This window comes from Flintibacter sp. P01028 (assembly GCF_041925235.1).
GTDB classification, from domain to species: Bacteria; Bacillota; Clostridia; order Oscillospirales; family Oscillospiraceae; genus Lawsonibacter; species Lawsonibacter aceti.
The window spans coordinates 1-21,423 of sequence record NZ_JBHEVC010000013.1 but is presented as its reverse complement, the minus strand read 5'-3'; the positions used below and the strand labels follow the sequence as shown (position 1 = coordinate 21,423).

Below are 21,423 nucleotides of genomic sequence, written 5' to 3'. Positions count from 1 at the left end.
GCGATGGGAAGCACGGACACTTCCGGGAGCTCTGCTCTTGTCAATTTGCTAGGCGCAATGCTTACAAGTACCACCGAACTCTCGAAGATGTCAACATCGGCCTTGACAAACCTAGCGGTTGCTGATAAGTATAATAGTGTAAACAAGTATCTTGGTGAGCTTAGTTCTGCTACTCAGTTGAAAGGCTATCAGATAAGCGCACAGACGGCCCTTAGTACCGCTAATATCTCCGCCGCCGCCCAAAGGTATGTTAGCGATAATAATCTGAAAGGCAGTCTTGCAAATGCCGCCGCAACTAAGATTGCCGCCACTATCCATGCAGAGGCTAGTAAGTATGCCGCCGATAAAGGCTATCTTTCTAGTGAGAATGTCGCTAATATCAATGCTTCTGTTAATAAGCAGTTGAAAGAGATGGGTATAAAAGCTGATTTTGATTTTGCGCAGATGTATCCCAATAATCTTTTTCAAATGACTGGTGCTACCGTGAATAATCTTAAAGGTATATTAGGCGATTTAATGAGTCAGTCTGCTATTGATTCTGTATCCTCCTCTAAAGGTTTGATTAAGCCTTGGTAGTTTTTGCACTCGTGCCCATTCCTCTCGATATAATGGGCACGAGTGACACCAAAGAAAGAATGGGGCAGTAAATATGTCTGAGTTAGAAAGGTTCGTTCGTTCTTTACTTAAGGTTGTTGCTGTTGTGCTCTGTCTTTTTGTTGTTACGTCTCTTTTAAGGTCTTGTATGTAGGTGATTAAATGCCATGTTATCAACCCCTCTGGGCTATCCCAGATATCAACCCCCGCACAGGTAAGCCCTATCTGACAAAGAACGGTAAGACCAAGTATCATATCTTCGGCTCCGAGAAGCCGCTCCTTGACGACCCCCACTTGATTACAATTCCCTGTGGGAAGTGTATTGGTTGCCGACTGGAGTATTCACGCCAGTGGGCAAATCGTTGTCTGCTTGAGATGAAAGAGCATGATTCAGCTTACTTTGTGACTCTGACTTATAATGACTGGCATGTTCCTATTTCCCACTATATCGACCAAACGACAGGGGAGTTTTGCGATGCACAAACTCTGCGGAAGCGTGATTACCAGTTATTCATGAAAAGGTTGCGAAAAGCCTTCCCAGACCAGCAAATTCGCTTCTATGCGGCCGGAGAATATGGTCCAAAAACGTATAGACCTCATTACCATGCTATCCTGTTTGGCCTAAAATTGGACGATCTAGAGCCTTATGGAATGTCCGACCAGAACTATCCTTACTATTGGTCAAAAAGTTTGCAAAAAGTATGGGATGAAGGAGAAAACTTGCAAAACCTTTACGAAAAGGTTGAGAAAAAGCCTTTACAAGTCTACCAAAATGTGCTACAATATATACAAGGATGCAAGGAAAGTATAACGCCCCTTGCACAGCAAAAAAGGTGAGGAAAACCCGCTAAGAGCAAATAAAAAAGGGCGCTTTTCCAAAGAAAAAGTGCCCTTGGTAGACATCTGGTAGACACCCAGAAAATGGAAAAGCGGGAAAGCCCTGTTTCCCAGCGCTTTCCCGCTTTTTTTGGTAGACATTTGGTAGACCAATGAGAAAAAAGTGTGCGTCGGCGGCAAAAGAGCATTTTAGGCCTTTTCGGTCAGGTATCACAGTTGTCCCCACAATCAGCCTACGATTTCGATCAAAAAGGTGCTATCTTTTTTGGAGCGCATATGTTAAGATGATATACGGATAATTTTGACGATTTGGAAAAGGAGCAGAAGACGACATGATCACTGTCACCGATTTAAGCCTGAATTACAGCGGCACCCCGCTGTTTTCTCACGTGGACTTGCAATTCCTCCGGGGCAACTGTTATGGCATCATCGGGGCCAACGGCGCTGGCAAGTCTACCTTTCTCAAGATTCTGTCCGGTGAACTGGACTCCACATCCGGAGAAGTAAATATCCTGCCCAATATCCGTATGTCTGTCCTCAAGCAGGACCAGAATGCTTATGACACCTACAACGTAATGGACACCGTAATCATGGGCAACCAGCGACTGTACGACATCGGCAAGGAGAAGGAGGCCCTCTACGCCAAAGAGGAGATGACCGACGAGGACGGTATGCTGGCCTGCCAGTTGGAGGAGGAGTACGCCGAGCTGGGGGGCTGGGAGGCGGAATCAGACGCCAGCCGCATCCTCCAGGGGCTGGGTATCGGTACGGAGCTGCACTACAACGACATGGCCACTCTGGACCCCCGGCTGAAGGTGAAGGTGCTGCTGGCCCAGGCCCTGTTTGGTAATCCCGATCTGCTGATGATGGACGAGCCCACCAACAACCTGGACATTGACGCGGTCAACTGGTTGGAGGACTTCCTGCTGGACTTTGAAGGCACGGTTATTGTGGTATCCCATGACCGCCATTTCCTGAACACTGTATGTACCCACATCGTGGACATCGACTATAACAAGATTAAGATGTATGTGGGCAACTACGACTTCTGGTATGAGTCCTCCCAGCTGGTGCAGCAGCTGATTAAGAATCAGAACAAGCGCAACGAGGAGAAGATCAAGGAGCTGCAGGACTTCATCTCCCGCTTCTCCGCCAACAAGTCCAAAAGCAAGCAGGCCACCGCACGACGGAAGCTACTGGATAAGCTGACGGTGGAGGAGATGCCTGCCTCCTCCCGCCGTTATCCCTGGGTGGCCTTCTCTCCCGACCGAGAGGTGGGCAAGGATATCCTCTTTGTCACCGACGTATCCAAGACCATTGACGGGGTAAAGGTGCTGGACAAGGTGTCCTTCATCGTAGGCCACGGGGACAAGATCGCCTTTGTGGGCGACAACGAGAACGCCCACACCGCCCTGTTCAAGATCCTGGCCGGAGAAATGGAGCCAGACGAGGGCACTGTGAAGTGGGGACAGACCGCCACTTTCTCCTACTTCCCCAAGGATAACACCCCCTACTTCCAGGACAACGACGACAACCTGGTCCAGTGGCTACGCCAGTTCTCCCCCGATCCCCAGGAGCAGTACCTCCGGGGCTTCCTGGGCCGGATGCTCTTCTCCGGGGACGAGGTATACAAGCCGGTGAAGGTCCTCTCCGGCGGTGAGAAGGTGCGCTGTATGCTGTCCCGGATGATGCTCTCTGGGGCCAACGTCCTCCTGCTGGACCAGCCCACCAACCACCTGGACCTGGAGTCCATCGCCGCCTTGAACAAGGGCCTGGAGGCCGTGAAATGCAACGTGCTCGTAGCCTCCCACGACCACCAGCTCATCCAAACGGTATGTAACCGAGTCTTTGACTTCACTGCCGATGGAAAGCTCATCGACCGGAAGACCACCTATGACGAGTATCTGGAGAGCCAGAAGGCCGAGTAAGATTTTTCGCAACAGCCAGAGAGAAGAACCGCTCATGGGAGTCCATGAGCGGCTCTTTTTTACAGGGACAACGTCAGAATCTCTCTCACCTGGTTCAAGTCCTGGATGTGGTAGTGGACCGTGAGTCCCTGGGGCAGAGGGCGGTCCTCTGGGTCGTACCAGCAGCACAGAATACCGGCGTTATTGCCCCCCTGAATATCGCTGGTCAGAGAATCCCCCACGATCAGGACCTCCTCTGGGGCGATGGGGCCGACATGGTTAAATACCGCCCGGAAAAAATCTGGGCTGGGCTTTTCGGCCCCTACCTGCTCAGAGATGAACACCCCGTCAAACAGCCGGATGAGCCCTGACTTGTCCAGCTTCCGCTGCTGGGCGACGGCAGTGCCATTGGTAACGGCATACTGCCTGACCTGGCCCTTCAGGTCCCTGACCAGCTCATAGACGTGATCCCGAAAGACCACGGTTTCTCCCAGCTGAATCTGATAGGCGTGGTTAAACCCCTCGATATCGGAGAACTCGATGCCCTCTGACTGGAAAAACTCCTGGAAGCGGCCGGACAGTACCTGGGGCTTGGTCAACTCTCCCCGCTCCAGGGCATTCCAATATTTCTGGTTGATAGACGAGTATCGGGCCAGCATATCGTCAGGGCATTCCCCCAGGCCGAAGCGGATAAAGCAGGCCCGGATCGCCGCCTTCTCTGCCAGGCCGAAATCCAGCAGTGTGCCGTCGATATCCCATAAAATGACTTGGATCATCCTGAGATCCCCCTCCATTTGGATATATGGTATGGATACCATGATATCGGTCCCGCAAAAAAAGTCAAGAAAATTCTTGCCTATGGCATACTCAAAAAGGATGCGTCTCTTTTTCGTAAAGAAATGTTAAACCTGTGTTAAATCTGTTGACGGTTGACACGGGGGATTTTATAATAAATACTGCCAAAAATTGAAAGACTAAGAGGAAATCGTCATGATGCAGCCAGCCGACTGGTACCAGATCAGCGGAGGAAGAGGATATGAGGCATGACCTGCTCCTGAACATTCAGGCGCGGGCTGTGTCTTTTTTCTTGCCGGGAAGGGCTGCGAGAGAAAGGGAAGAAAGAGATGGGCATTTCAGAAATATTGGGGCTGCTGGGCGGCCTGGCATTGTTTTTGCATGGGATGCAGATGATGAGTTCCGGCCTGGAGGCTGCCGCCGGCGCACGGATGAAGAGTATTCTGGAGCGGCTTACCGCCAACCGCTTTTTGGGCGTGCTGGTGGGTGCGGCCATCACCGCTGTCATCCAGTCCTCCTCCGCTACCACAGTGATGGTGGTAGGCTTTGTAAACGCCGGGATGATGACTCTGGGCCAGGCGGTCTGGATCATCATGGGCGCCAACATTGGTACCACGGTTACCGGCCTGCTCATTGCCCTGGATGTGGGTGAGCTGGCCCCTATGTTTGCCTTTGTGGGCGTGGTGCTGATGGTCTTTATCAAGGAGCCGAAGCTCCAGCACATCGGCCAGATCCTGGCCGGGTTGGGCGTGTTGTTTATCGGAATGGGCATGATGAGCTCCTCCATGTCTCCATTGCGGGATTCCGAACCCTTTATCCGTATCATGTCCACCTTCTCTAATCCTCTGTTGGGAATCCTGGCCGGCGCGGCCTTTACTGCCGTCATCCAGTCCTCCTCCGCCTCGGTGGGTATCCTCCAGGCTCTGGCCAGCAGCGGCGTGATCAGCTATGCCAGCTCAGTTTTTGTCCTGTTCGGTCAGAACATCGGCACCTGTATCACCGCCGTGCTGGCAGCCATCGGTACCAACCGGAATGCCAAGCGGGCTACTCTTATCCACTTGATGTTCAACCTGATTGGCACCGCGATCTTTACCACTCTGTTTGTTCTCTTTCCTATCGCTGCCGTGGTAGAAGGCACCTTAGTTCTTCCGGGTGAGGTGGGCAGGACCTTGTCCCATCTGATCCCCACTGACCCCATGGCTCAAATCGCCATGACCCATACTGTCTTTAACATCACGACTACCCTGGTCCTGCTTCCTCTGGGCAATTATCTGGCCAAGCTGGCTATCCGCATCCTACCTGACCAGGCTGTGGAGACCGAAGACCAAGAGAGCATGACCCTGGCCTATCTCACCCCCATCCAAGCCGGAGGCAAAGAGGGCGGCCTGGGTGTATCTGCCATTGTCATCGATCAACTGCGCAACGAGCTCAACCGGATGCTGTCCATGGCACGGGACAACGTGGCGGACAGCTTCCGGGCCGTACTGGCCCGGGATCAGGAGCAGCTGGTCCAGGTGGAGCAGCGGGAGGAGTATATCGACTTTTTGAACCGGGAGATCTCCCGCTATGTGTCTCACCTGATCTCGATTGAAACCAACGAGCAAGGCTCCGCTGTGGTCAGCAGCTTCTTCACCATCTCTGGCAACATCGAGCGTATTGGCGACCACGCGGACAATCTGGCTGGCTATACCCGGATGCTGGTGGGCAAAAACATCTCCTTCTCCGAAACCGCCCAGAGTGAGATCAGTGCTATGCGTGACATCTCTCTGGAGGCCATCTCCGCCCTGCTCCACTACCAGGCCGGTCAGCCCCAGTGGCTGTCCGAGGTGGCCCAGATGGAGCAGAAGATCGACGATATGACCGACAGCTTCCGCCGCGGTCAGCTGCAGCGAATGAAGGAGGGCACCTGCAACCAGGAGGCATGCATCCTCTACTCCGAGCTGCTCACCGACTTTGAACGCATTGGCGACCATGTGCTCAACATCGCAGAGGAGCTGACCAAGGCCCAGACCGGCCTGTAATTACGGACCCCTTCCACTTTTTCTTGACGAATGACCGGGAGAACGGTATGATTGGGAGAGAAAAGTGAGGAGGGGTTTTTTATGACCTATCAAGAGATACTGGAGGCAGCCCGCACCTGCAGCGGCCCATACTGTAAAGCCTGCCCCGTATGCAATGGCCGGGCCTGTAAGAATACCATGCCGGGCCCCGGAGCAAAGGGTAGCGGCACTGTGGCCATCCGAAACTACGAGGCATGGCAGGACATCTGTCTGAATATGGATACCATCACAGTCAACCAGCCGGTAGACACTAGCTATACCTTTTTCGGCCAGAGGTATGAGCTGCCTGTCTTTGCCGGCCCAGTGGGCGCGGTCAAGCTCCACTACGGGGACAAGCTCACCGACTTGGCCTACAACGACATCCTGGTCCCCGGCTGTGCCCAGGCGGGGATCGCCGCCTTTACCGGAGATGGGGCAGACCCGGAGGTCTTTGCCGGGGCCGCCAAGGCCATTGGACAGAACGGCGGGAAGGGGATCCCCACTGTCAAGCCCTGGGACCGGGATACCATTTTTGCCAAGCTGGATGACGCCAAGGCCTCCGGCGCCAAAGTATTTGCCATGGACATCGACGCTGCGGGACTGCCCTTCCTGAAGGGGTTGACCCCGCCGGCGGGCTCCAAGACGGTGGCAGAACTTCGAGAGATCATCGACTATGCGGGCGTGCCCTTTCTCATCAAGGGTGTCATGACCGTCAAGGGAGCCAGAAAAGCCCTGGAGGCGGGCGCCGCTGGTATTGTGGTGTCCAACCATGGAGGACGTGTGCTGGATGGAGTTCCCGCCACCGCGGCCGTCCTGCCTGCCATTGCGGATGCGGTAAAAGGCCAGATGACAGTCCTGGTGGACGGCGGCATCCGCACTGGCGTGGATGTGTGCAAGGCGCTGGCCCTGGGGGCTGACGCGGTCATCCTGGCCCGGCCCTATGTCACCGCGGTCTACGGCGGTGGGATTGAGGGCGTCAAGGCGCTGACGCGGAAGCTGAAGGGAGAGCTGGAGGACACCATGGCCATGTGCGGTGTCCACTCCCTGGCTGAGATCAGCCGGGATATTATCTTTTAAAAACAGTGTGGGAGCCGCCCGATGGGCGGCTCTTTTTTCAAATATTTTTACCGCCGTGCAGCAAAATGCCCTGTTAAAACGTCTAAATTTACGAAAGGAGGTGGCCCTATGCCCCATATATCCAACCGGCCGGTGGATTGGGAAGCCCTAGTCACAGACAACGAAAACCGCCTGTACCGGGCAGCGCTGGCCATTCTGGGTGATTCTCAGGAGGCGGAGGACGCGGTGCAGGATGCCTTTCTGGTATTTTTGGAAAAAGCCCCGGCGGACCTGGATCGTCCGGATGCCTGGCTGATGCGGGTGCTGGTCAACGGCTGTAAGAGCCGCCTTAGACTCGCTTGGCGGCGGGTGGGCCCCCTGCCGGACACGCTGCCCGCCCCCGCCCTGGAGGAGAGGGCAGAGCTGGAGGAGCTGTTTTCTCTCCCCCCGGAGGACCGAACGGTCATCCATCTTTTCTACTATGCGGGATACTCCACTCGGGAGATTGCCCATATGACCAGACAGCGGCCGGGCACAGTCCGCTCCCGTCTGACCAGAGCCAGACAGAGGCTGAAGAAGCTGCTGGAGTCAGAAGAGGACTGCAAAGGCGGACAACGAAAGGGAGAATTTGAATGAAATATTACAAATCGTATCTTGAACGGCAGGAAATTTCCCAGGAAACCCATAAACGGCTCCTGGCCCTGGGAGAAAATAGTCTGTCAACAGGCCGGGCAGTCACCAGTCGGACAAGGTGGGGACACAGGTGGGGGGCGTTGGCGGCCTGCTGTGCCTTGGCCCTGGGACTGGGCGTGTGGCATTTGGCCCAACCAGCCCCGCCAGGGGGACAGACGGCTGCCGACGCCATCTATCCAGGGATCAAAGACACCTACGGCCCTGGGGAGGAACCCCCGTCTGGGTTCACTGTGGCAGAGGGGCCTGACGGAGAAAAAATGATGCTGCCATGTATTCCCTATGTGAACTACCAGAGGGTGGACGGAGAATTGGCGGCGGACGCCGCCCCGGCCCGGTATCTGATAGAGGGTTCTTTCTCCCAGGAACTGACAAAAGAGCAGATCCAAAGGACCTTTTGGGGGCCAGAGGGCAAGCCGGAGGTAGAAAACCCAAAAAACGATTCAGGAAATCTGCCCTGGATGCTGTTTTGGCAGGGCTACACACTCACTGGCTCGGCCCTGTACGACAGGAGCGGGAGCCTGCTGTGGCTGAATATTTGGGGGGAAAATGAGGAGGCGGACAGTTCTTTTACCTTGACCTTGCGGCCGGGGGAGCTGCCCTTCCAGTGCGGTCTTTACTCCGATGTAGAGAGTACCGATGTGATGGGGACCCCAGTCACCGGCTGGAGCCGAGAAGAAGGCGGCCTTTATACCTGCTGCAGCGAGTTCATGGCCGGAGAGGTGGGCGTCCGGTTTGAAAATTCAGGTGGAATTTTTGGTTCGGAATATGGAGAGAGTGCCTCGCTGGTCCAGGGAGGCGCACAGATGTTCAATGCCCTGCTGGTGCGGCAGGCCCTGTCCCAGGACGGCGGCCTGTACCTGGACCACCTGCTGAAGGCGGAGGAGGTGCCGGAGTGGCGGGCGGCGGAATTTTCCTCCCTGGAGGATGCCCGGCAGGAGGTGGATTTCGTCTCCTATCTTCCTGCGGAAGATCTCTCCGGCTATGACGAGTTCTACAGCAGGATGACCTACCAGGAGGGCAGCGAGCACACACTGTACCTGCGTTGGAGCTGGGGATATGACGATGTGACTATCCGGGTGGAGCTGCCCGAGGGAGATGCGGAGTGGGGAAATCTGGTGGATACGGCCCGGCCAGAAACCTACGATGTGCGCCTGTACTCCATCCCCTGGGCGGACAGTGTGCCGGAAGAATACTACGACACCTTCCATTCCCCAGTGTTCCGGGCAGTGGACATGAGCCGGGAGATAGTGGAAGCCAGGGCCTATACCCTGGCTGACCAGGGGGATTCCGACGGCCCCCGTGTGAGCTTTTCCGTCCTCCATGATGACGGAGCCCTGGTGACCTACTCCTGCAAGGGGCTTTCCATAGACCAGGTATGGGCGCTGGTGGAGGAAACATTGGTGTGAACTCCGGGTCGATTCAGTAGGCGGATGCCTGCCTGTATGCCCCGACCGCGCTCTGTCAAAGTTTTGGGGCGGGGCTGGAAAAATTTAATTTTTTATGAATACACCTCTTTCCCCCTTGTCGAAGGCAGACGAAACCGCTATACTGAAAGGGTATTCGCACGGGAAGGGGGAGGATCGCCCTGGAAGAAAAATATGTCAGCGTATCCCGCCAGGGTGGTGCTCGCCGGACAGCACCCAGGCGGGAGCCGGCCCGTCCCCAGCGCCGGGGAGGGCCGCCCAGGAAAGGCAGCGGGCACAAATCCTTATTCTGGGGATTTTATAAATTCCTGGTTTTTCTCTCCGCTGTAATCGTAGCCGTCTATGTGGGCTGGACAATGACCATCAAGCCGCCCCCAATCCAGACCCCTGATCCGACCCCCGTGATCAACGGGGGGCAGGAGGATGGGAGCGGAGATACCGATATTAGCACGCCTCAGGGGCCCCAGCGCCGGGAGCTGGTGTATAATTTCGTCCTACTGGGCAAAGACGTGGACAGTGGCAACACGGACAGCATCATCGTGGTCAGCTTTGACATTCCAAATCGGAAAGTGGGAATGATCTCCATCCCGCGGGACACGGCGGTGGAGCGGACCTGGCGCAAAAATCCCAAAATTAACGGGGCTTTCTACGGGGCAGGGCCGGACGTATTGAAGGAAGAGATCGAGCACACCTTTGGCATCCCCATTGACTACTACGTTCTGGTGGACTTGGAGGGCTTTATAGCCCTGGTGGATGAGCTGGGCGGCGTAGAACTGGATATCCCCTTAGATATGAACTACGATGACCCATACCAGAATCTGCATATTCATTTTACCAAGGGGGTCCACAAGGTGGACGGGCAGGGCGCCATGGAGGCGGTCCGCTACCGCCACGACAATGAGGACAGTCCCAATTATAGGGCTAACCAGTGGTACAGTGATGTACAGCGGGGGGAGATGCAGCGGCAGCTGCTGACCCAACTGGCCAAGAAGGTGGTGTCCTGGAACTCAGTCACAAGGGTAACAGAATTTATCAAGATTTTCCAGACCTATGTTAAAACGGACCTGGAGCTGGAGGAAATGATCTACTTTGCTACCCAGGCCCTCCAGGTAGATCTCTCCACTGGGATCCGCCAGGACACGCTAAAGGGAGACGGCACCAAGACCTATAAGGGCTTTTCATACTGCTTCCTCTACCAGGCGGAGGATATCCTGCCAACGCTCAATGAGCTGGTCAATCCCTACGACACCCCTCTGACCGAGGCGGATCTCCACCTGCCCCAGTCATAAGAGATAAAAAGAGAGCGGATACTTCTGTATCCGCTCTCTTTTTACGGCTCAGTCCCCAGGGTCTGAATCAGCAGATTGCGTAGGGAGATGGCGCTCTGCCGGTTCATTACGATGGAGGCCACATAGTCAGCGGCGGGCGTGGAGATATTCTCCATCCCTTTTGGTGTGACGGTCATGGCGGTCTCCATATATTTATAGGCGATATCCAAGGTGACCTCCAGGACCTCTCCGTCCTTGTCCGACACCTTGCGGATACCAAAGGTATTGGCGTATTCAGGCTTCATGCTCAACCCTCCTTTCTGTCTTGGAAACAAGGACTCGTGCAGGGCACGCACCCTCATTCTGAGTAGCTAAGGTCCCCGCCCATAGGCCCTCCCTTCAGATGCCGGCCATTCAGAACGGCCTCCACCAGCTTGTCCCCCACATAGCTCAACTTCAGGGAAAAGAAGGGGGCCTCCTGGTCTAAAAGGTCGAGAAAGATGTGGTCCCCATCCCAAAGGGGGAGCTCCTTTAGCCTGGCTTTGGGGACCCACTCTAGATCCCCCTCGTCGCACTCCTTCAGCTCACCTGTCCAGCTGTGGACAGTAAACAGGTGCATATACTCAGTGGGCCAGCGGTCGGAGAGGAATGTGACGAGTCCGCGGTAGCGGTAGCCTGTCGCGGTAAGGCCGGTCTCCTCCCGTATCTCCCGCAAGGCACAGTCCTCCGGGCTCTCCTTGTCCTCGAACTTGCCTCCTACACCGATCCACTTGTCCTGATTCAGATCGTTTTCCTTTTTGACCCGGTGGAGCATGAGGTATTCCTCGCCCCGCTGGAGATAGCACAGGGTGGTATTGATCATACGATCCCTCTTTTCTCTCAAAGTATACCATGATGTCCGGTCTAGGGCAACCAAAAACTAAGAACATGAGAAGGCCGGCCCTCACCAGGGAGGTATTCTCCCGTGTAAGCGCCGGCTGGACAACCCCGCTGAAGGGTCATCTGTTGTCTTCCTGCGGGTCTACCAGAGCCACATCTACTGTGTAGCTCTGTCCATCCCGGAGATAGGTCAGGGATACCGTATCGCCCAGCCCCAGGGACTGCTTCAGCCGGGTCAGATCCTGGGTGCTGGTGATGGTCTGGCCGTTGGCGGCCAATAGGATATCGCCGGGGCGGATGCCCTTGGCGTAGGCGTCGCTGGATGGGGTCACATCCATGATCTCCAGGCCCCCGCCCTCTGCGGGAAAGGTGTACACAGTAAAGCCGAAGACTCCGGTGTGGATGACCTGTCCGTCGATTAGCCGGTCCACCACATATTTCACCCGCGTGGTGGGGATAGCGAAGCCCAGTGCCTCGGCAGAGCCGTCCTCCGTGACGATCTTAATGGTGGTCACCCCCACCACCTGGCCATATTGGTTGATAAGGGCGCCGCCGGAGTTGCCAAAGTTGATAGCCGCGCTGGTCTGGATCAACACCATGGTTGTGCCATCTACCTCTACCTCCCGGTCCAGGGCGGAGATGATGCCGTCCGTAATGGTGGAGCGGTAGCCCAGCGGGTCCCCGATGGCGGCGACCGGATCGCCGATGCGCAGCGCGGCGGAGTCCCCAAACTCCGCCGGAGTCAGTCCGGAGGCATCCACCTTCAACACCGCTAAGTCCTCATCCGCGTCGAATCCTACCAGGCTGGCCTGTAAAACGCTGTTGTTCGACAGGGCGACCCGGACCTCGTCAGCGCCAGCTACTACATGGGCATTGGTGATGATATAGCCGTCTTCCGTCATGATGATGCCTGTACCTGTGCCATATTCCGACTGGCTCTGGGACTCGATGGACACGATGGAGGGGGCGTTCTTCTCATAGATCTGGGTATAGGTCAGCGCCGGTCCGGCAGCTGCCTGGAGCGGAAGGGTCACCCCGGTCCCCGTGGGCGCCTGCCGGATGTTCGGCGGGTCAGTGCTGTATTCCTCCTGCTGGGCCCACCAGTCCTCCCCTGGGTTTGCGGGCAGATAACCCGGCCCGCTCAAAGAGAAGGACAGGTGGCGCCCCAGCACAACAGTAAGCAGACACAGGGCAAGGACCAAAATGGCCAGCCCGGTGATCCAAGGCCACTTTCTCCTCCTCTTTCTGGGGCGCAGGACGGGAATCCCCGCTGCTGGGACAGGGATGTAGGGCAGGTTGGGCACCGGCTGGCTGGGCTGTTCCCAGGGGCCGCCCTGCCAGAGACCGTCATGTTTGTTGTCCATAAACTCCCTCCAAACCGGGATGTCCAAATGTCAGGCCAACGTCAGGGTAAAGGTAAACTGAGTGACGCCGTCCTCGCTGGTCGCTGTGATAGTCTCCTTTAGGTTGCCCAAAATCGTCTTGACGATATACAACCCCAGCCCCACACCCTCCCGGTCCATGGAGCGGGAGTAGTCTGCCTTGTGGAATCGCTCAAAAAGGAGGGGCAGTTCATCCTTGGGGATCGTAGAGCCCAGATTCCGGATGGTGGTGTAAGCCTTCCCATCCTTCTTTGTAATCTGGACAGTGATAGCAGTACCGGCGGCGGCAAACTTCGCCGCGTTGTCCAAAAGATTATAGCAGACCTGGGTGATGGAATCCGGGTCCCCCCAGACCATTAGCTTCTCGTCGGGCATCTGGACGTCTACATCCAAATTCCGGCCGGTAATCTTGCTCTCCAGGCTAATGATAACCTGGGACACCACCTCGGTGAGATCGAACTGCTCCTGGGCGGTGACGGTGTTCTCTGTCAGGGCGTTGAGCCGAGCCAGATCCAGCATCCGCCGGACTAACCGGGACAATCGCCTGGTTTCAGATACCACGATTTGTAGAGATTCCTTCTCCCGTTCGGGCGGGATGGTCCCGTCCAGGATTCCCTCGGCAAAGCCGGAGATGGTGGTCATGGGGGTCTTCAGTTCGTGGGATACATTGGCAATAAATTCTGATCGCTGGCTCTCTACCTTGGCCAGGGAGTTGGCCATGGTATTGAACGCCTCAGCCAGGGTGCTGATCTCATCACACCGCCCCTCATAGCTGGTGACCCGGACATCAAACTCTCCACGGCCAAATTTTCGGGCTGCCTCGGCCATCTCGTTTAGAGGCCGGGCCTGGTGGGCGGAAAAGAGGGAGCTGGCGACAAAGGCAATCAGCAGCACCACCACAGCGGTAAAAAAGAAAATGGTGGCGGTGGCCGACCACATCTCCGCCAGGCTGGAGGCGTCGGCAGACACCAGCACCAGCCCCTGGGTGACTGACAGGTTATTCAAGCTGACGGTAATAGGCAGGCTGGCCAGATAGCGCCGCTCCGGGAAGATTCCGCCCAGACTGGTCATACCGGCATAAGAGCCCCGTTCCAGCACCTGGGACACCACTGACTCAGGGACTTTGCTGTTTTCATACGCATAAAAATTGACGCCGTCCGTAGCATAGATGATCTCGCCATCCGGGGCGGCTACAATCACATAAGAATCTGAGATCAGGGCGATGGAGGCGACATAGTTCTGGAACGGCTCACTGCGAAGCTGCTGATAAAAGGAGGAGGCAAACATAGCGATATAGCCGGCATTGCGTTCCATCGCGTCCCGTTTCTCTGAAATGATATAGCGGTAAGAGAGCATCATAAAGGCGGTGGACAGAAGAGTAAAGGACAGCGCGACGATCCCCACCATCATAGCTAGCTGACGTTTATATAACGAACGCAAAGGCTTCACCTCCTTAGGCAGTTTGTCATATCCATCCGATGTCAGCGGGTTCAGGCATTTCCGCCCACCTCAAATTTATAACCCACACCCCAAACAGTCTTCAGCCGCCACTGGTCACTGACATTCTCCAGCTTTTCCCGAAGCCGCTTGATATGGACGTCCACAGTCCGGCTGTCACCGAAATAATCGAAGCCCCATACCTCATCCAGAAGCTGGTTTCGGGTAAATACCCGGTTGGGAGCAGAGGCCAGATGGAACAACAGCTCCAATTCCTTGGGGGGCGTATCCACCCGCTGGCCGTCTACCAACAGCTCATAGGAGTCCAGGTTGATGACCAGCTTATCGAAGGTCAGCTTTTTGCTGGTCTGCTCTTCCTCCCCCATGGTACGGCGCAGAACGGCATGAATACGGGCCAGCACCTCTTTCATCTCGAAGGGTTTGACAATGTAGTCATCGGCGCCCTGCTCCAGACCTGTGACCTTGTCCTCCGTTTCGCCCTTTGCGGTGAGCATAATAACAGGGGTCTTATCCCCCTCCCGAATCTTCTTCAGCACAGACCAGCCGTCCATAATGGGGAGCATAATATCCAGAAGCACTAGATCGGGCTGAAAGGAGCGAAACAGCTCTACACCCTTACCGCCATCCTGGGCTACCTGGGTTTCGAACCCCTCTTTCTCCAGATAGAGGTGGAGCAGCTCGGCGATGTTGCCATCATCCTCCACGATCAAAACCTTCTTTGGCATAGCCGTACCCTCTTTTCTCAATGTAATTTGTGTATGGGATACCTTTATTATAGCGCGAAACCCCAGTGTTAGGTGAATAATTTGTAAATTGCTCCCACATTTCCCCTACCCCTGGTCACCGGAGGCCACATAGGAGTGGTCCACCTGGATGACGGGGAAGTAATGGCCGGACAGCCCCTTAATTCCCTCGGTGAGCTGTTCCCGCACCTGGGTATCCTTCAGCCGGAACCCATATGGCACCATGACGTCAAAAATTAGGTTAGTGTGAATTGGGCCAGGGGTAATGCGGAAATCATGGATGGTGAGCACGGGGTCGATTTTCCGGGCGATGGCGGCCACCTGCTCTCGAAGGGCGGAGGTGCTGTCGTCACACACTACCGGGTCCATATGGATGGAGGTGTCAATGTGGTGCTTCTCCTTCAGTTCCCGCTCGATATGGTCGATAATGTCATGGAGCTCCAAAAAATCTCCGTCCGCTGGGACCTCGGCGTGGAAGGACATCATGGCTCGACCGGGGCCATAATCGTGGTAGACCAGGTCGTGGATGCCCAGAATGTGGTCGTGGCCCAGCACGATGCGGTCGATGTCCGCGGCGAGCTCCGGGTCCATGGGCCGCCCCAGCAAAGGGTCCAGGGTGTCCCTGGCGGCCTCCCACCCTGTCTTGAGAATAAAGGCGGCCACCAGCAGGCCGGCCAATCCGTCCACCTGAAGCCCCCAGAAATGATCGGCAAGGGTGGAGAGAAGGACTACGCCGGTGGACAGGCAGTCGGACAGGGAGTCTGCGGCGGTGGCCTCCATGGCGGCGGAGTCAATGGCCCGGCCCAGGCCGCGGTTGAACCAGTACATCCAAAATTTCACCAGGATGGCCGCCGCTAGAATGACCAGAGCCACTGGCGAAAATTGAGTTTCAGACTGGCCGAACAGGGACTCCAGGGCAGACCGGCCCACCTCCACCCCCATGAGCAGAATAGCCATCGCCACAATCAGTCCGGCAATATATTCCACGCGCCCGTGGCCGAAGGGGTGGTCCTCGTCCGCCTCCTGGCCAGCGAGCCGAAAGCCGATGAGGGTGACCACCGAGGTCGCGGCGTCAGATAAGTTATTTACCGCGTCAGCCACCATGGCCACAGAGGAGGTGAGCGTGCCGGCGATCACCTTACCCAGAAACAGCAGCACATTGAGAAAGATGCCTGCGGCGCCGGAGATGGTGCCGCAGCGAAGCCTGGTGGCAGGAGCCTGGGGCGCGCCGCCCCCCAGACAGGCACGGATCAAAAAGTTCATAGCTGACAGATGCCTCCCGAACCGGCCAAGGATGACCGGATTGATCTGTATCATTTTATTATCCCACGGCAACTGGCCTCCGTCAAGAAAAAGGCGGGGCCGGACAGGTAAATTTTTCCGTCCTCTTGGAAGGCCGGAGAGAAGTATTTACAAACTGTTCATACCAGGGTCATTGTTTTGCCTTAATTCTATTCTATGATAAAATCGTTCCAAGGGAACAAAATGCATCTTCCATTTCTCCCTCTCCTTTACAACACACAGATGGAGACCTCCGGCATGCCGGAGGTCTTCGTCGTTTATAGGGCTGACAGTGTTTACAAAAAATTCATGGGGAGGACACAGTATTGCCTTAATTCTATTTTATGATAAATCCGTACTCAAGATATCTTCCTTTTTCTCCTCCCTTTTACAACACACAGACAAAGGCCCCTGACCTTCCTGGTCAGGGGCCTTTGTCGTTCAGGATTCCGATGTCGTGGCCCCATCTCTGGAACCCTCCCAGCGGTCCCGGCCCACAGCGCCGCTGCTGGCCTCCATCCGGTTCATTTTCCGCTTCCGTGCGGAGGAGCGGGCCAGCTTCTCGCTCAACCCCTCCAGGTCCCCGGACTGGATAGCCTGACGGTACTGTCGGATGTTCTCCTCCAACTGCTCCAGGGCCCGGCCCAAGGCCTCAGCGTTCATGGAGAAGAGCTGGGTCCACAGGGGCACATCCAGAGCGGCCACCCGGGTGCAGCCCCGGAAAGAGTCCCCCTCAAAGCCCTGATAGTCGAATAGGCTAGGGTCGTCGCACACGGAAACGGCGATAACGTGCATCATCTGGCTGGTGTAGGCGATGATGGCGTCGTGCCGCTCCGCCGTGGTCTGGACCACATCCGCGCAGCCGATGTACCGAGCCAGCCGCTCCATAAGAGCCAGATGCTCCGGGCTGGATTGGTTATTCGGGGTTAGGATATAGTGGGCCCCGTGGAACATATTGGCCAGGGCGTGCTGAATGCCGGAGAACTCCGTACCCGCCATGGGATGCCCTCCCACAAAGGAAACAGTGTCAGGCAGTACCCCGGCCCCCTTCAAAATGGCCCCCTTTACCCCGCACACATCGGTCACCATGGAGCCAGGCCTGAAATGGTCCCGGTGCTCGGTCATAAATTCTACGATGCCCTGGGGATGGAGGCATAAAAATACCAGGTCGCCCTCCGCCAGCGCCCGGACTGGGTCCGCCTCGGCCCGGTCCACGATATCCTGTTCCATGGCGTAGCGAAGGGTGGGCTGGCTCACGTCCACGCCGATGATCTCATAGTCCTCAAAGCCCCGGAGGGCCTTGGCAAGGGAACCGCCGATCAGGCCCAGCCCCACAATGACCAGACGCTTTTTCATGATATAACCTCGTTTCCACACCGTGTCCGGTGAATAACGGAACTGTATCACATTTGCCCGCTGAAATCAAGATGGTATTCAAGGCAGAAGGGCACTGTAATTTCCAAAAAAATGTAGGAAACCGTCCCATTTCAGGGCGGTTTTTTGTGTTGGATAGAGAGGGCTTGGGCAGCAGTCCAAAGCCTCCCCCTGTGGAGGGAGGTGCGAGGTGGAAGGAGCTTCCGCCACCACCGGGGGACGCACTACCGAGGGCCTTTGGGGAAAATCTGGTGCCCGAAATCAGGCAGGCCGCTGGGCCCTGGCCGTCCAAAATTTATGGCCCCTCCTTCGTTCCAACCGTGCCTGGCCATCCGAATACCGACAGCCGCCGGATGACGGGCGGGACATGGGAAAGGGGCGTTGTGCATCCCTGCACTGCTCTCCCGGCCCTGTCGTAAGGGCAGCTTTTCCCAGTGGTGCGCCGCCCAAACTCTTAGAATAATAATTAAAGGAGGAAGCTATCATGTCGACCAACAAAACCACCAATTACCAGATCAACCAATGGGAAACGGAGGACAGGGTGCTCCGGGGCAAGGCGGACACAGCCACGACGGATTCGCTGGCGGCCCGCCTGACCGATGTAGAGGGGAAACTTTTTTACACAAAATTGTTGGATTATATCTCTAGCAAGTCAGGCAGCCAAATCGATCTGGATGTCAGTGATCTTGACCTGACGAAGTATGACAGCTTGGAGATCCGGCTGGACCCGGTCCTCGGGGCCAGTTATACCACTGGATTTTACCTCCGGCTATTGGTATGGCCAAAACGAGGCGGGACGGCTGGTGTCCATCACACTGAGCGATGCCCCCCAAGAGCTGATCGAGTCCTGCTTTTATATCCATTTGAGACAGTGCCTGTGCGGCTCATCGGACTATACTTATGTCCGGCCACCAAGGCTACCCCACCCCCCAGTTCAGCCGACAGCACCGAAACATATATGTCAGGCTGGAACTCTCCGCCGCCCAAGTCACCTCCCAAACATTGTGGGGCAAGGAAATATCACCACCATCCCCTCCGGCACCAGAGTGCGGGTCTACAGGTGGAAAAAATGAGAAGCAAGGCCCCGCTCCTAAAGGAGCGGGGCCTTTTTTTGGATCATGCTAAAACAGTTGCCGGCGTAAGATGATCACACTTAGTCAGTGACCGTTACAGTCACGTCACCAGTGATATCACTGATCTCATAAGTTCCGTCGCCGTTATCCCAAATGTTGGCGCCGCTAGCGGCAACAGTCTTAGTGGCGTTACCGGAAACCTTCAAAGTCAGGACATAGCTGTTGCCGGACACGGCATTGTCGATCACGTCTTCTTGTCCGCTGCTCTTGGCGACCGTCTTGCTGACATCGTCAATTGTGACACGGACATCGGCACTAGAGTTGTTATCAACGGTAATCTTGTAGAGGTTCTCAGTCTTGATCGCAACAAACACGGATTTCTCTGTGCCATCTGTTGCTGTAGCAGTGATCTTCACTACGTCATACTTGCCAGCGGTTGCAGTGACCGTGAAGGTAGCACCGGTGCCATCTTCAGTCTTAGCAGCTTCATAATCCTGCATCACGGAGTAGGCAGCAGTATCATCAGCGTCGTCAACAGTGGCGGTGAAGGTGACAGAGACACCAGCCTTCTTCACGATGGCGTTCTCCACGGCCTTTTCTGCTGTCGCATAGGTCTGAACAGACACACCGTCCAGCTTCACATCGGTGATTTCAGCGGTATCGTCAGGAGTGGTGTTGGTCATGCTGGTGACATAGACCATGATGACTTCCTCGTTGTCCACATAGACCACGCCGTAGACATCGCTGTTGTCCTTGTCAATGGCGGTCTTCAGCTGGGACACGCTGGTGATCTCAGAGCTGTAGGCGCTGGCATCCCGGTCATCCCTGCCGCGGTCATCGGCAATGATGACGTTCTCAGCGAAGTTGACGTCATTCAGGGTAATGGTATCAGTGTAGCTGCCGTCGTTGGAGGTGCCGTTGGCGCTGAGGGCGTTGTTGAAAATGCCGGTCAGCTTGGCGCCGGTGCCGAAGGTGTCGCCGCTGAAAGGATTGCCGCCGACCCAGCCGGTCTCGTCATCATAGGTCCAGGAATCGCCGGCGGTGTTCCCGTTGCTCAGAGCGGTATCATTGTTAGCCGCAGTCAGCTCGTACACGCCGTCATCGTTGATCTCCCAGGTGTAGAAGCCCACGGCCTTGGCGGAGCCCTTCACCATGACAGTCTCCACATTGCCGGAGCCGTCCATGAAGTACAGCTCAGTCATGTAGGCAGTCTGGTTCTTGTCATCGCCGTCGGTGTAGGAGGTGCGGTTGTTGGAGCGCTCGTGGACGAAGACCACGTCATCGCTGCTGGCGTTGGCAAAGGCGACAGTGTTGACCAGGACCACATAGGAGGCCACATAGTTGTTGCTGGACTTGGTGGCAATGGCCAGGGCCTTCAGAGTGCCGGTCGCCTTGTCCACGGAGGTGCCGCCGGTAACGAAGTCCACATCGATCTCGCTGCCCGGAGTCTCGATCTTCACATAGTTGGTGTTGTCGTTCAGATAGACCTTGTCGGAACCGATGGTCATGTTGCCGTCATCCCGGGCCAGATCGTTGGCCAGAGCGCCGGCGGCCTTGGCCGCATTGGCGCTGCCGGTACCGCTCACCATGCCGGTGCCGGCAAACACATAATAGGTGCTGTCGTTGGAGGTGTTGTAGACCTCGGCGTTGTAGCCACTGCCGTCCTTCTCAAAGGTGTACAGGCCAGAAAGCGTGGTAGCAAGGGAACCGGCCGACACGGAGCTAGTCCAGCTGGCACCAAAAGCAGCGGTGTTCTCGCTGGAGGAGCTGTTCAGCTTGAAGTCGGTGACGGTGCCGTCGTACAGGGAGACGGCCTGGGCATAGTAGTTGGTGTACCGGCTGTCATCCTTCACAATACCGGTGACGTAGTACACGTCCTCGATCTTGGCGGCGCCGCTCTCGTCAATACCCACCACATAGCCGTTCTTGTCCAGGTAGACGGTGTACTCGCTGTCGTTCAGGTCCAGGGTCAGGGAGCCCATGGCCACATTGGTGTTGTTGCTGGTATCCACCAGGGCGTGCAGGGGGAAGTCAGCGCCGTCGATGGTGACCTTGGCCTTGGAGCCGCTGTTGTAGTTGGAGATAGTGCCGGAGACGCTCTCCGCTACGGCGGAGTCCAGAATGGTCTCAGCATCGTTCACGGCCACGGCCAAAACAGTGCCCTCGGTGTAGGTGTCGGCGTTGAAGCCGGTCAGCTCCTTGGTGGAGTCGCCGTCATACACGTCATAGTAGGTGCCGCCGATGCCAGACTCGCTCAGGGTCTCCAGAGTGATGGCATAAGTAGCGCCCTTGTTGGTGTAGGTGCTGGACAGGCTGTCCTCGACCTCCTTGATGGAAGCTAGGGAGTAGCGGATGATGGCGATGGTCTCAACCTTCTTGTCATCATTCTCGAACAGCTCCACCTGGTCGCCAGCCTTCAGGGTCACACTGGACAGATCAGCGTAGTCGCCATTCTCAAACTCCGCGTCGCCGTTGATGTACAGATTCAGATCGCCGTCGTCGGCCAGATCCTTGCGGTTATAATCAAAATAGTCGCTGTCGGTGACCAGAATCGCCTGGGCGCTCAGGGTCTTGTTGATGACCATGGAGTCGTCAGCGTTGTCGGCATAAGTGCCGATCT

18 protein-coding genes are annotated in these 21,423 nt (G+C 56.1%); 9 read left to right on the top strand and 9 right to left on the bottom strand.

What is annotated here, in order from left to right:
• The 3 genes from ACEVJK_RS13900 to ACEVJK_RS13890 form a co-directional block, all read left to right on the top strand.
• On the top strand, window positions 1-576 hold a 576-nt coding region (locus tag ACEVJK_RS13900), incomplete at its 5' end, for a hypothetical protein (RefSeq protein ID WP_374740840.1).
• A 180-nt stretch (window positions 577-756) separates the two neighbouring features.
• Entirely contained in the window at window positions 757-1,431 is a 675-nt protein-coding gene (locus ACEVJK_RS13895) for a hypothetical protein (RefSeq protein ID WP_374740839.1), read from the top strand.
• 332 nt (window positions 1,432-1,763) lie between these two features.
• Entirely contained in the window at window positions 1,764-3,359 is a 1,596-nt protein-coding gene (locus tag ACEVJK_RS13890; protein WP_374740838.1) for an ABC-F family ATP-binding cassette domain-containing protein, read from the top strand.
• 59 nt (window positions 3,360-3,418) lie between these two features.
• On the opposite strand, the gene ACEVJK_RS13885 is transcribed toward ACEVJK_RS13890, so the two are convergent.
• Complete coding sequence (locus ACEVJK_RS13885; RefSeq protein ID WP_374740837.1) at window positions 3,419-4,114, bottom strand: YjjG family noncanonical pyrimidine nucleotidase; 696 nt, start codon at window positions 4,112-4,114, stop codon at window positions 3,419-3,421.
• A 348-nt stretch (window positions 4,115-4,462) separates the two neighbouring features.
• Here ACEVJK_RS13885 and ACEVJK_RS13880 point away from each other — a divergent pair, with 348 nt between their 5' ends.
• From ACEVJK_RS13880 to ACEVJK_RS13860, 5 genes are all read left to right on the top strand, one after another.
• Window positions 4,463-6,154 carry a Na/Pi cotransporter family protein gene (locus ACEVJK_RS13880; protein WP_374740836.1) on the top strand — a complete coding sequence of 564 codons (1,692 nt, stop codon included), beginning with the start codon at window positions 4,463-4,465 and terminating at the stop codon, window positions 6,152-6,154.
• Between the two features lie 81 nt (window positions 6,155-6,235).
• Complete coding sequence (locus ACEVJK_RS13875) at window positions 6,236-7,249, top strand: alpha-hydroxy-acid oxidizing protein (protein ID WP_147572379.1); 1,014 nt, start codon at window positions 6,236-6,238, stop codon at window positions 7,247-7,249.
• Between the two features lie 108 nt (window positions 7,250-7,357).
• Window positions 7,358-7,864 (top strand): RNA polymerase sigma factor, encoded by a 507-nt coding sequence (locus ACEVJK_RS13870; RefSeq protein ID WP_240286467.1) that lies wholly within the window; start codon window positions 7,358-7,360, stop codon window positions 7,862-7,864.
• Complete coding sequence (locus tag ACEVJK_RS13865) at window positions 7,861-9,327, top strand: hypothetical protein (RefSeq protein ID WP_262669997.1); 1,467 nt, start codon at window positions 7,861-7,863, stop codon at window positions 9,325-9,327. Before ACEVJK_RS13870 ends, ACEVJK_RS13865 begins: the two co-directional genes overlap by 4 nt.
• Before the next feature lie 374 nt (window positions 9,328-9,701).
• Window positions 9,702-10,634, top strand: a complete 933-nt coding sequence (locus tag ACEVJK_RS13860; RefSeq protein ID WP_240286472.1) for an LCP family protein — start codon at window positions 9,702-9,704, stop codon at window positions 10,632-10,634.
• Between the two features lie 41 nt (window positions 10,635-10,675).
• On the opposite strand, the gene ACEVJK_RS13855 is transcribed toward ACEVJK_RS13860, so the two are convergent.
• The 7 genes from ACEVJK_RS13855 to ACEVJK_RS13825 form a co-directional block, all read right to left on the bottom strand.
• Window positions 10,676-10,918, bottom strand: a complete 243-nt coding sequence (locus tag ACEVJK_RS13855) for a hypothetical protein (RefSeq protein ID WP_186852880.1) — start codon at window positions 10,916-10,918, stop codon at window positions 10,676-10,678.
• A 53-nt stretch (window positions 10,919-10,971) separates the two neighbouring features.
• A complete protein-coding gene (locus tag ACEVJK_RS13850) occupies window positions 10,972-11,475 on the bottom strand; it encodes an NUDIX domain-containing protein (protein ID WP_374740835.1) in 504 nt (167 codons plus the stop codon).
• Between the two features lie 136 nt (window positions 11,476-11,611).
• Window positions 11,612-12,856, bottom strand: coding sequence for a S1C family serine protease (locus tag ACEVJK_RS13845; protein WP_262669999.1), 1,245 nt, complete (start codon window positions 12,854-12,856; stop codon window positions 11,612-11,614).
• 30 nt (window positions 12,857-12,886) lie between these two features.
• Window positions 12,887-14,323: a sensor histidine kinase gene (locus ACEVJK_RS13840; RefSeq protein WP_374740834.1), complete on the bottom strand. Its 1,437-nt coding sequence runs from the start codon at window positions 14,321-14,323 to the stop codon at window positions 12,887-12,889.
• Between the two features lie 41 nt (window positions 14,324-14,364).
• Complete coding sequence (locus tag ACEVJK_RS13835) at window positions 14,365-15,057, bottom strand: response regulator transcription factor (protein WP_147572387.1); 693 nt, start codon at window positions 15,055-15,057, stop codon at window positions 14,365-14,367.
• A gap of 105 nt (window positions 15,058-15,162) precedes the next feature.
• Window positions 15,163-16,338: a cation diffusion facilitator family transporter gene (locus ACEVJK_RS13830; protein ID WP_374740833.1), complete on the bottom strand. Its 1,176-nt coding sequence runs from the start codon at window positions 16,336-16,338 to the stop codon at window positions 15,163-15,165.
• A 459-nt stretch (window positions 16,339-16,797) separates the two neighbouring features.
• On the bottom strand, window positions 16,798-17,712 hold the full coding sequence (locus tag ACEVJK_RS13825) for a prephenate dehydrogenase/arogenate dehydrogenase family protein (protein WP_147572389.1): 915 nt from the start codon (window positions 17,710-17,712) through the stop codon (window positions 16,798-16,800).
• 502 nt (window positions 17,713-18,214) lie between these two features.
• Here ACEVJK_RS13825 and ACEVJK_RS13820 point away from each other — a divergent pair.
• Complete coding sequence (locus tag ACEVJK_RS13820; RefSeq protein ID WP_374740831.1) at window positions 18,215-18,877, top strand: hypothetical protein; 663 nt, start codon at window positions 18,215-18,217, stop codon at window positions 18,875-18,877.
• A gap of 6 nt (window positions 18,878-18,883) precedes the next feature.
• Here the strand turns inward: ACEVJK_RS13820 and ACEVJK_RS13815 are convergent.
• A partial coding sequence (locus ACEVJK_RS13815) for a hypothetical protein (RefSeq protein WP_374740830.1) occupies window positions 18,884-21,423 on the bottom strand: 2,540 nt, incomplete at its 5' end.

Excerpts from the sequence above, each read along its gene's own strand:
- ACEVJK_RS13895 (WP_374740839.1), top strand. The coding sequence starts at position 757 with ATGCCATGTTATCAACCCCTCTGGGCTATCCCAGATATCAACCCCCGC.
- ACEVJK_RS13825 (WP_147572389.1), bottom strand. The coding sequence starts at position 17,712 with ATGAAAAAGCGTCTGGTCATTGTGGGGCTGGGCCTGATCGGCGGTTCC.
- ACEVJK_RS13820 (WP_374740831.1), top strand. The coding sequence starts at position 18,215 with ATGTCGACCAACAAAACCACCAATTACCAGATCAACCAATGGGAAACG.
- ACEVJK_RS13890 (WP_374740838.1), top strand. The coding sequence starts at position 1,764 with ATGATCACTGTCACCGATTTAAGCCTGAATTACAGCGGCACCCCGCTG.
- ACEVJK_RS13860 (WP_240286472.1), top strand. The coding sequence starts at position 9,702 with ATGACCATCAAGCCGCCCCCAATCCAGACCCCTGATCCGACCCCCGTG.
- ACEVJK_RS13870 (WP_240286467.1), top strand. The coding sequence starts at position 7,358 with ATGCCCCATATATCCAACCGGCCGGTGGATTGGGAAGCCCTAGTCACA.
- ACEVJK_RS13855 (WP_186852880.1), bottom strand. The coding sequence starts at position 10,918 with ATGAAGCCTGAATACGCCAATACCTTTGGTATCCGCAAGGTGTCGGAC.
- ACEVJK_RS13885 (WP_374740837.1), bottom strand. The coding sequence starts at position 4,114 with ATGATCCAAGTCATTTTATGGGATATCGACGGCACACTGCTGGATTTC.
- ACEVJK_RS13835 (WP_147572387.1), bottom strand. The coding sequence starts at position 15,057 with ATGCCAAAGAAGGTTTTGATCGTGGAGGATGATGGCAACATCGCCGAG.
- ACEVJK_RS13845 (WP_262669999.1), bottom strand. The coding sequence starts at position 12,856 with ATGGACAACAAACATGACGGTCTCTGGCAGGGCGGCCCCTGGGAACAG.
- ACEVJK_RS13875 (WP_147572379.1), top strand. The coding sequence starts at position 6,236 with ATGACCTATCAAGAGATACTGGAGGCAGCCCGCACCTGCAGCGGCCCA.
- ACEVJK_RS13880 (WP_374740836.1), top strand. The coding sequence starts at position 4,463 with ATGGGCATTTCAGAAATATTGGGGCTGCTGGGCGGCCTGGCATTGTTT.
- ACEVJK_RS13830 (WP_374740833.1), bottom strand. The coding sequence starts at position 16,338 with ATGAACTTTTTGATCCGTGCCTGTCTGGGGGGCGGCGCGCCCCAGGCT.
- ACEVJK_RS13850 (WP_374740835.1), bottom strand. The coding sequence starts at position 11,475 with ATGATCAATACCACCCTGTGCTATCTCCAGCGGGGCGAGGAATACCTC.
- ACEVJK_RS13865 (WP_262669997.1), top strand. The coding sequence starts at position 7,861 with ATGAAATATTACAAATCGTATCTTGAACGGCAGGAAATTTCCCAGGAA.